Annotated in this window: 8 protein-coding genes; 4 read left to right on the forward strand and 4 right to left on the reverse strand. The window is 65.4% G+C overall.

Going from position 1 to position 9,631, the window contains the following annotated elements:
* Positions 1 to 122: 122 nt before the first annotated feature.
* Positions 123 to 1,352, reverse strand: coding sequence for a cytochrome P450 (locus tag XF30_RS32380; protein ID WP_109144942.1), 1,230 nt, complete (start codon positions 1,350 to 1,352; stop codon positions 123 to 125).
* 130 nt (positions 1,353 to 1,482) lie between these two features.
* Between XF30_RS32380 and XF30_RS32385 the strand changes: the two genes are divergently transcribed.
* From XF30_RS32385 to XF30_RS39975, 4 genes are all read left to right on the forward strand, one after another.
* Complete coding sequence (locus XF30_RS32385) at positions 1,483 to 2,094, forward strand: TetR/AcrR family transcriptional regulator (protein WP_109144943.1); 612 nt, start codon at positions 1,483 to 1,485, stop codon at positions 2,092 to 2,094.
* Positions 2,095 to 2,404: 310 nt separating this feature from the next.
* Entirely contained in the window at positions 2,405 to 2,614 is a 210-nt protein-coding gene (locus tag XF30_RS32390) for a cold-shock protein (RefSeq protein WP_109145937.1), read from the forward strand.
* Positions 2,615 to 2,710: 96 nt separating this feature from the next.
* Positions 2,711 to 2,953, forward strand: coding sequence for a transcriptional regulator (locus XF30_RS32395; RefSeq protein ID WP_109144944.1), 243 nt, complete (start codon positions 2,711 to 2,713; stop codon positions 2,951 to 2,953).
* A 50-nt stretch (positions 2,954 to 3,003) separates the two neighbouring features.
* Positions 3,004 to 3,225: a hypothetical protein gene (locus XF30_RS39975; RefSeq protein ID WP_036006506.1), complete on the forward strand. Its 222-nt coding sequence runs from the start codon at positions 3,004 to 3,006 to the stop codon at positions 3,223 to 3,225.
* 52 nt (positions 3,226 to 3,277) lie between these two features.
* On the opposite strand, the gene XF30_RS32405 is transcribed toward XF30_RS39975, so the two are convergent.
* From XF30_RS32405 to XF30_RS32420, 3 genes are all read right to left on the reverse strand, one after another.
* On the reverse strand, positions 3,278 to 5,860 hold the full coding sequence (locus XF30_RS32405) for an EAL domain-containing protein (RefSeq protein ID WP_192893475.1): 2,583 nt from the start codon (positions 5,858 to 5,860) through the stop codon (positions 3,278 to 3,280).
* A gap of 156 nt (positions 5,861 to 6,016) precedes the next feature.
* Positions 6,017 to 7,312 (reverse strand): MFS transporter, encoded by a 1,296-nt coding sequence (locus XF30_RS32410; RefSeq protein ID WP_109145938.1) that lies wholly within the window; start codon positions 7,310 to 7,312, stop codon positions 6,017 to 6,019.
* A 256-nt stretch (positions 7,313 to 7,568) separates the two neighbouring features.
* A partial coding sequence (locus XF30_RS32420) for a putative bifunctional diguanylate cyclase/phosphodiesterase (RefSeq protein ID WP_109144947.1) occupies positions 7,569 to 9,631 on the reverse strand: 2,063 nt, incomplete at its 5' end.

A 9,631-nucleotide genomic window follows, 5' to 3' on the forward strand; every position in this document is an offset into this window, starting at 1 on the left:
CGGCCAAACCGGCCTGGGCCGAAGCTGAGAGCCTCAGGCGCGCCGGAACAGCCCCTTATATAGGGGGAAGTATGGCGAAGTCACAGCGACTGTTGCGCGCGGAGGTTAACGCGCAAGCCCCCTCACCAGCTCGCCGGCAGCCGCTTTAGCCCGCGCAGCACGAAGGTCGGCCGCCATTCCGGGGTCTCGATGTCGTCGATGCGCAAATCCGGCAGCCGCCGCAGCAGCGTGGCGATGGCGATCTCGGCCTCGATCCGCGCCAATTGGGCCCCCAGGCAGAAATGGATGCCGCCGCCGAACGACAGCGGCTTGACGTTCGCCCGGGTGACGTCCAGCCGGTCGGGCCTGTCGGGGTAGACCGCGCCATCGCGGTTGGCCGAGCCGAGCAGGCACAGCACGGTCTCGCCCTTGGGGATCGTCACGCCGCCGAGGTCCTCGATCTCCTCCAGCGTGACGCGCCCGGTCATCTGCACCGAGGAATCATAGCGCAGGAACTCCTCGATCGCGTTCGTCATCAGCTCCGGTTTCGCTTTCAGGAGCGCAAGCTGATCCGGGTTGCGGTGGAGCGCGAGCAGGCCGTTGCCGATCAGGTTGACCGTGGTCTCGTGGCCTGCGCCGAACAGCAGGATGATGTTGGCGGTCAGCTCCTCGTTGGTGAGCTTGTTGCCGTCCTCCTCGGCCTGCACCAGCTGGGTGATGAGGTCGTCGCCGGGATTCTTGCGGCGCAGCTCGAACAGCTGCTGGAAATACATCTGCGCCATCAGGTTGGCGGCGTTGCCCTGGCGGATCTCCTCCGGCGAGAGCGGCACGGGGTCGAGCAGCCGTCCGCCGTCGCGCGAGCTCTTGTAGAACACTTCGCGATGCTCCTCGGGGATGCCGAGCATGTCGCAGATGATGGTGACGGGCAGGCGGAAGGCGAAATCCTCGATCAGGTCCATGTGGCCGCGCTCGATCACGGCATCGATCGCCTGGTCGACGATCTCCTGGATCCGCGGCCGCATGTCCTCGACCCGGCGGGCGGTGAAGGCCTTCACGACCAGGCCGCGCAGGCGGGTGTGATCCGGCGGATCGGCTTGCAGCATCCAGTAGCTCATGCTGCGAAACACCGGCTCCTTCATGATCTCCGGGCCGTAGCGGCGCGTGGTCCGTTCGACGAAATCCTTGCCGAAGCGCTTGTCACGCAGCACGAGACTGACCTCGGCGTGCCGGCTGGCGACGTACTGGCCGAAAGGCGTCACGTGGATCGGATCGACCGTGCGCAGCCGCTCATAGTGCGGATAGGGATCGCGGATGAAATCCGGCGAGAGCGGGTTGAACAGCGGTCCGCCAGCGGGTTGCACTTGCTCGTTCATGGTGACCTCGGATCGGTTGCCGCACGACACGCATACGCAAGGCTGCCCCATCGCCCAGCGTAACCATCCCTGTAAATTATCAACTCGATACATTGTTGTATCGAGTTGCATTCTGCCCTAAGCTGCGCCGATGTCAAGGGTGAGAACCAGGCCGACCAGGGACGACACACGCGAGGCGCTGTTCGAGGCGGCCGCGCGCGTGTTCGAGGCAGACGGCATCGGTGGCGCCAGCATCGAGGCGATCGCGGCGGCGGCGGGCTTCACCCGCGGCGCGTTCTATTCGAACTTCAAGAGCAAGGACGAATTGATCATCGCCATGCTCGAGGACCATGTCGCGCAGTCGATCCGGCGCAACATGGACATCCTGGCGCAGCACGACAATCTCGACGACTTCATCGCGGCGTTGAAGACGATGGACCGCAGCCGCCAGGATCCGCTCGGCCGCTCGCCCCTGCTGCACATGGAGATGATCCTGTTCGTGGCGCGGGCCGAAAAGCGCCGCCCGGAACTTGCCAAACGCCTGCGCGCGCGGCGCAGGCTGGTCGCCGACATCATCGAAGCGACATCGAAGAGCAACGGGCGCAACGTCAATCTGAACCCGCCCTGGATCGCCTCCGTCGTGCTCGCGCTGGAAGACGGCTTTCGCCTGCACCGGCTGATCGACCCCGAGACGACGCCGGCCGACAGTTTCCTGCGCGCGATCACGGATTTGCGGCGGAGGACGGGATTGGCGTCAGCCTAGCGGCGCGGGCGGCGCAGCTGCGCCGATAGGCTGATCGTCAGCAGACCTGTTCGGTCAATCGATAACGCCTTGCTCGCAGATCGACCGACACACGCAAAGCGCCGCGATCGGAACAGAAGAATGGCCTCGCAGCAAACAAACTGGCTTCGCTCCTTGCAAATGCATGAAAGTCGTATATATTGAAGTCGTTCGATTAGCCGCTGTGCCTTGTTGAATGCGCCCGCGGGCTCCTTTTCCAAAGACATCGACGAAGTTGAAGGTAACCGCGCGATCGTCGCGCGGGATGCGCTCGCGCGCTTTGGAGAAGAAAATGACGACAGGTACGGTCAAGTGGTTTAACGGCCAAAAGGGCTTCGGTTTCATCCAGCCAAACGACGGTGGCAACGACGTGTTCGTTCACATCAGCGCCGTTGAAAGGGCTGGGCTTGCCGGTCTCGGCGAAGGCCAACAGGTCAACTTCGAGATCAAGACCGACAAGATGCGAGGCAAAGTCAGCGCCGAGAACCTCTCGCTGGCTTGAGATCGTTGCGCCGTTTCACGGATGTACTGAAACGGTCGCTTTGCCCGCTCAATCCCTGGATTGAGCGGGTTTAGTCTTTGCGGATCCGGGTGAACGATGAGCAGCAAGAAGCCGGCAGAGCCGTCACCCGAAAGCATTACACGTTCCGATCGCAAGCGCCTGGCCGCCGAAGAGGGCGCGCGGGCATTGGCGGACGTGGAAAGGCAAGCCATCGAGGTTCGCAAGAACATGGCGCGACTTCGAGAGGCGCGCCAGGCGAGGGAAGCGGCCGATGAAGCTCTTCGATCGACTTTGCCGGCGCCTAAGCTCAAGAAGCGGACAAGGAAGTTGGCGCGATAGCCGTCTTCAACGCCGCCTGCGAATCTGAAGTGCCGATCCCATGCCGGAGAGTGCAGATCGTGCCTCGCATAAAGCCAGATCACGGAACCATCACATTCTTTCTCGCGTCCGGCGCAAATCGGCAGATGTGCCGGCTTGCAACGACATTCAACACGCAGAAGCAGGCCTTCAGCTATCTACAGAAGCATCGCACGGAGTTCGAGCGCATGGCGCGGGCGCGCCTGGCTTCAGGGGAGCTCGAGGAAGGCATTGTCGTGCTTTCGATGCTCTAGCGAAGGCCGTTCTGCCGCCGGTCGCTGATGCATTCCTACCGCTCAAAGCCGGCTACGCCGACTGCTTCACGGCAGCCTTGTCCGCCACAAGGTCAAGCCGCCCCAGCATCGCCCTCGCCTGCTCGGCGCAATGCTCGATCAGCCAGCGCTCGAAGGCGACCGGCGGCAGCGGGGGAGCGTAGAGGAAGCCCTGGACGATGTCGCAGCCGAGCTCGGCCAGCGTCTTGCGCTGCCCCTCGGTCTCGACCCCCTCGGCGACCACGCTCATGCCGAGGCCCTGGCCGACGCGGACCACGGCGGTGGCGATCGCGAGCGCGCCCGCGTCCTGCTCGATGTCGCGCATGAAACTGCGGTCGATCTTGAGCTCGCGGATCGGCAGATGCGCTAGCCGGCTGAGGCTGGAATAGCCGGTGCCGAAATCGTCCACCGAGAGGCCGACGCCGAGCTCGCGGATCGCGTTCATCGTCTCCAGCGCCGCGGCTCCGTCCTGCATGAACGCGCCTTCGGTAATCTCCAGCATCAGCGCGTCCGGCGGCAGATCGTGCTCGGCCAGGATGTCCTTGAGCCGCGCGGCCAGCGTGACGTTGCGGAAATTGATCGGCGACAGATTGACCGAGACGCAGGGGATGTTGAGCCCGGCGCGGCGCCAGCTCGCCATCTGACGGCAGGCCTCGCGCACGGACCACATGCCGATCTGCTCGATCAGCCCGCATTCCTCGGCGAGCGGGATGAACTTTGCCGGCGAGACGTCGCCGAGCACGGCATCGCGCCAGCGCGCGAGCGCCTCGACGCCGTGGATCGCGCCGTCGCAGCTGCGGATCTGCGGCTGGTAGCTGAGGCTCAGCACAGCTTCCGCGACGGCGCGGCGCAACGCCGCGATCAGCGCCAGCCGCTGCTCCGCGAGCACGTTCATCTCGGCACTGAAGAGGCGATGCGTCGAGCGTCCGGCCTGCTTGGCCATGTACATGGCGGCGTCCGCCTGCTGCATCAATGTGTCGATGTCGGTGGCGTGATCGGGATAGAGGCTGATTCCGATGCTGGCGGACATCGGCATCAGCTTCGATCCGAGCCGCAACGGTGCGGACAGGGCCTCGGTGATCCCGGCCGCGATGCGCTCAGCGGCCTCGGCATTGCGTTGCGGCAGCAGGATGACGAACTCGTCGCCGCCGAGCCGTCCCAGCATGTCGTCGGGACCGATCTGCTCGCGCAGGCGCTGCGCGAGCAGGATCAAGAGCTCATCGCCGGCGGCGTGGCCGAGCGTGTCGTTGACGTCCTTGAAATGATCGACGTCAAGGAAGGCGAGCGCGACATGGCCTCCGGTCGGACAGGCATTGATCGCGGTCGTGATCAGGTGGCGCAGCTGCGCGCGGTTCGGCAGGCCGGTGAGCATGTCGTGATAGGCCAGCCGCGCGATTTCAGCGCGTGCCTCCTTGCGCTCGATCGCGAACGCGCCGAGGTTGACGCAGGCATCGACGATCTGGCGGTGCCATCTGCTCGGCGCCCGCGGCTCGCGATAATAGAAGCCGAAGGTGCCGATGACCCGACCGTCCTTGGCCTTGATCGGCGTCGACCAGCAGGCGCGCAAGCCCACTTCGAGCGGCCGCGCCTTGTAGGGCTGCCAGCGCGGATCGGCATCGATGTCGGCGACCAGAACCGGAATGCCGTAGAAGGCTCCGGTTCCGCACGTGCCGACCTCGGGACCGATCGCGATGCCGTCGAGCGAACGGGAATAGTCCTCGGGCAAGCTCGGGCCGCCCAGCGGATGGAGCAAGCCGGCGGCATCGACGTGCAGCAGCGAGCAGACGACGCCGGGCGCGATCTGCTCGACGCGGCGGCACAGCCGATCGGCAATCTCGGTGATCGGCGCCTCGTCGGCGAGCGCCGCCATGATCAGTTGCTGCAGCGAGCGCAGCTGCCGGGATTCGGTGATGTCCTCGAGCAGCGCAAAGATGTGCTTGACCCGGCCTTTCTTGTCGCGGAAGGCGTCGATCCGGGCAGAGACCCAGATCTCCTCACCATCCTTGTCGTAGACGAGCACCTCGGCCTCGTCGCGCTGACCGCCATGCATCAGCCGCTTGACGAGCTTCGCAATCGCCTTGCGATCGGTGTGGCGGCCGGCAATGAGCTCACCGGCGCGGCGGCCTTCGGCCTCCTCGCTGGTATAGCCGAACAGCGCCGTGAACGCGGAATTGACGTAGACGATGTTCTGCTCGACGTCGGTGATGATCACCACGCGGTTGGTCTGGTCGGAGACCGCGTGGAGAAGTGCGATCCTGGCGCGGCGTTCGGCATCGAGGGTGACGTCGCGCGCCAACACGATGTGATGGGTCGCGCCGTCGACCGTCGCCGACGACATCGCGATCTGCGCCTTGATACGGCTGCCGTCGTGCCGCACGAGGCTGATCTCCTCGCGGAAATCCGCGGTCGCACCGGCGCTTAGGCATTTGAGGGTGAGGACGGCGGCATCGCGGCCGAGCACCTCGGCGGCGGCGAGCTTCCAGATCCGTTCCGCGGCGGGGTTGAAGTGGGTGATGCGATGCGCCTCATCGACGATGACGATGCCATCGTCGGCGCGTTCGAGCGCGGCGCGCAGCACGTCAGGAATTTCAGTCGCAAGGTGATCGGAGGCGGGCATCGTCTGGACCAGCGGCATCGGGAAATGCGGCAATCGGCGAGAGGTTAACGCTCCGATGGTGTCCAAGACGTTTTTGCAATTCCGGCGCGCTGCGCCAAGAGGCGGCATGATTAACGCTTCGCGAAAACGCCGAAGGTATCTTGAAGCGTACCGGACCTATTCGGATGCCGTTTTGAGCTTGTGCAGCCGGCCGGCCACGGCCCTCACCTTGCCCGGCGCCGCCCGCCAGATCGCAAGCGCCGACACCCCGCTCACGACCATGGCGAGGGCGAAAGCGAGCGTGTAGTCGCCGGCGCGATCATAGAGAACGCCGGTCAGCCACGGTCCGGCCGCACCGCCCGCCAGCGCCGCGAGCATGATCGTGCCGAAGATGCTGCCCTGGTGCCTGCCCTGGAAGATCTCGAACACCACCGCGCCCATGATCGAGGTGAGGCCGTAGCCGAGCGCGCCTTGCGTGAACACCATCAGATAAACCAGCCAGAGCGAAGCCAGATATTTCAGCGCGATCAGCGCGGCGAAGCAGATGACGAAACCCGCACAACTGATCGCCCACACCCACTCCCTGCCGATGCGGTCGGAGACGTGCCCCAGCACGATCTGGCCGGGAATGCCGAGCAGGCTAACCATTCCGAGCGCCCACACCGCAACGCCGGGGCTGAAGCCGACATCGAGCAGGAATTTGGTCTGGTGCACCTGCACCGCATACCAGATGTACAGGCCGCAGAAATAGCCGAGCCCGATCCACCAGAACCGCGCGGTCGCGACGGCGCGCCGCAGCGTCCAGTCGGTGTTGACCCAGACGTGATCGACCACGTTGGAGACCGGGCTTGCCGCGCCTGCGGCGGGGGCGGCATCGCCGTCCGGCAGGAGGCCGATGTCCTCCGGGCGCTTGTGCAGCAGCAGGTTGATCGGCGCCAGCGCGATCAGGACGAGCAGGCCCATCGCGGTGCAGGCGGTGCGCCAGCCGGTCTGCTCGATCATGTGCTGCACCCATGGCAGCAGCGTCACCGAGCCGATACCGACGCCGGCGAAAGCGATGCCGATGGCGAAGCCGCGCTTGCGGATGAACCAGTTCGGCAGGAACAGCGACTGGCCGGAATAGCCGAGACAGACGCTGCCGGCACCGACCATGACGCCGATGGTGACATAGAGGTGCCACGGCGCGCTGGTCAGCGGCGCCAGCAAAAGGCCGCCGCCCATCAGCACGACCCCGAGCTCCATCACCGCGCGCGGACCCGCGCGGTCCATCAGGCGGCCGATCAGCGGGCTGACCACGCCCGACACCAAGAAGCCGAAGGAGAAGGCGCCCGCCGTGACGCCGCGCTCCCAGCCGAACTCGGAGATGATGGGTGGAAAGAACAGCGAAAAGGCGGTGCGCGCGTTGACGCCGATCGCCATGGTGACGAAAGTCACGGCGACGACGATCCAGCCGTAGAAGAACGGAAGCCGCATGTTGTATGCTTGTTTCATCCCTAGACGGTTCTTCGGACCATCCGGGGATGTCCGGGTCAAGCGCTTTTCGCGCATGCCTCTTGAGCGGGGCGCAGACGCTCCCGCAACGTCATGGCCGGCCTTGTCCCGGCCATCCACGTCTTGCGACGCAGGACGGAGAACGTGGATGCCCGGGACATAGGCGAGCGGAAGCGACGCCGTCCTTCGGACGGCTATGCCCGGGCATGACGACCTAAATACTGCTTGAGCGGCGCGCTCAGGCGGCGTCGAGCCGTGAGGATTTGACCGGCGCGTCGAACAGGATCCGCTCGATCGGATGCGGCCGGCCGAACAGATAGCCTTGCGCGAAATTGACGCCGAGCGCCTTCAGCCGGTCGAACTCCTCGCGCGTCTCGATGCCTTCGGCCGTGACCGACATGTCCAGTCCGCGCGCCAGCGTCACGATCGAGGAGATGATGGCGGAAGAGCGCGGCTGCTGCGTCAGATTGCGAATGAACGACTTGTCGATCTTGATCTTGTCGAACGGGAACGCGGTCAGGTAGCTGAGCGAGGAATAGCCGGTGCCGAAATCATCGAGCGCGAGCTCGACCCCGAGCTGCTTCAGCCGCTCCATGAAGGCATGATTCTCGCTGCCGCGCTCCAGCAGCACGGATTCCGTGATCTCGATCTCGAGCCGCTGCGGCGGCAGGCCGGAATCGGCGAGCGCCGCGCAGATCATGTCGAACAGCTCGGCTTCCTTGAACTGGATCGGCGAAAGATTGACGGCGATCATGAGATCGGCAGGCCAGCCGGCTGCGTCCGCGCAGGCGCGCCGCAGCACGAATTCGCCGAGCGGCACGATCAGCCCGGTCTCCTCCGCAAGCGCAATGAACTGGTCCGGAGGGATCAGGCCGCGCGTCGGATGCCGCCAGCGCACCAGCGCCTCGAAGCCGCGTCGTTCGCCGCTGAGCGCGTCGACGAACGGCTGATAGTGCACCTCCAGCTGGCAGCGCGCGATGGCGTCGCGCAGATCTCCTTCCAGCGTATTGCGGGCCTCCAGCTCGGCCGACATCGCCTCATCATAAACGGTGAAGCAGTTGCGGCCGGCCGATTTCGAGCGATAGAGCGCGAGATCCGCTTTCTTCAGGAGCTGCTCCTGATCGCTGCCATGATCCGGCGCAATTGCGATGCCGATGCTGGTGCCGATCTCGACGCGGTGTCCGGGCAGCAGGAACGGCTCGCTCACGAGCTTGGCGATCCGCGCCGCCAGATCGGTCGAGCAGGCGCGCTGGTCCTCGCCGGCTTGCTGGATGATGGCAAATTCGTCGCCGCCGAGCCGCGCCAGCACGTCGTTGGCGCGCAGCGCGGATTTCAGCCGCTGCGCCACCTGGCGCAGCAGCGCATCGCCGGCCGCGTGGCCGAGGGAATCGTTGACGTTCTTGAAGCGATCGAGGTCGAGCATCAGGATCGCGAAGGGCTCGCCCCTCACGCTCAACTTGCCGTTCATCTCGTCGAGCCGGGTGAGGAAAAAGGCGCGGTTCGGCAATCCCGTGAGGATGTCGGTCTGGGCAAGCTCGAGCACGCGCCGGTTCGCCAGCGACAGCCGCCGCGAATTGCGGCTGGCGAGCATCAGATAGGTCGACAACGACAGCGTCAGCAGCATGCCGACGACGAGGACCGCAACCGCGCGGTCGTAAGTCGTCGCCAGCGGACCGCCGGCGGTCGGAACCGCCCGCACCTGCCAATCGGTGTCGCCGATCTTGAGACTGCCCGACCAGTGCAGGGTCCGCGCGATGTCCCGCATCGACCGCAGCGCCGAGGCGGCCGACGCATAATCCGGCAGCATCTGCTCGAGGCTGACGATCTGCGCCGTGTACGGCGGGAAGACCGTCATGCTGACCGCGGGGCTGGCTCCGGTGGTCACGCGGATAGACTGGATCAGCAGCGGCAGGTCGAAGACGCCGACCACGACGCCGGCGATATTGCGGCGCCGGTCCGCGATCTCCTCGCGCGAGGTTCCCTTGGCGTAGACGGGAACGACGACGAGGACATAGGACGGCCGGTCGCTGTCCTTCGGCCCGAACAGGCGCGTGCGCATGGCTGCGACGCGATCGTTGTCGCGCGCGCGCTCCAGCACCGCCCGTCGCTCCGGAACGGTCGTGTAGTCCATGCCGTAGACCGACGAGGTCTTCGGCTGAGTGGAGTAGAACACCGGAAAATATTCGTCACTCTGCGGCGCGATGACGAAGCTCTCGCCCTGCAGCGCCTTGATGTGATAGCTCGACACACCGTCCCGGATCGCCGCGGCCTCGTAATCCGCGCGCTCCTTGCGGTTGATCG

The organism is Bradyrhizobium sp. SUTN9-2 (genome assembly GCF_003122645.1).
Taxonomy (GTDB): Bacteria; Pseudomonadota; Alphaproteobacteria; order Rhizobiales; family Xanthobacteraceae; genus Bradyrhizobium; species Bradyrhizobium yuanmingense.

Excerpts from the sequence above, each read along its gene's own strand:
- XF30_RS32380 (WP_109144942.1), bottom strand. The coding sequence starts at position 1,352 with ATGAACGAGCAAGTGCAACCCGCTGGCGGACCGCTGTTCAACCCGCTC.
- XF30_RS32385 (WP_109144943.1), top strand. The coding sequence starts at position 1,483 with ATGTCAAGGGTGAGAACCAGGCCGACCAGGGACGACACACGCGAGGCG.
- XF30_RS32390 (WP_109145937.1), top strand. The coding sequence starts at position 2,405 with ATGACGACAGGTACGGTCAAGTGGTTTAACGGCCAAAAGGGCTTCGGT.
- XF30_RS32395 (WP_109144944.1), top strand. The coding sequence starts at position 2,711 with ATGAGCAGCAAGAAGCCGGCAGAGCCGTCACCCGAAAGCATTACACGT.
- XF30_RS32405 (WP_192893475.1), bottom strand. The coding sequence starts at position 5,860 with ATGCCCGCCTCCGATCACCTTGCGACTGAAATTCCTGACGTGCTGCGC.
- XF30_RS32410 (WP_109145938.1), bottom strand. The coding sequence starts at position 7,312 with ATGCGGCTTCCGTTCTTCTACGGCTGGATCGTCGTCGCCGTGACTTTC.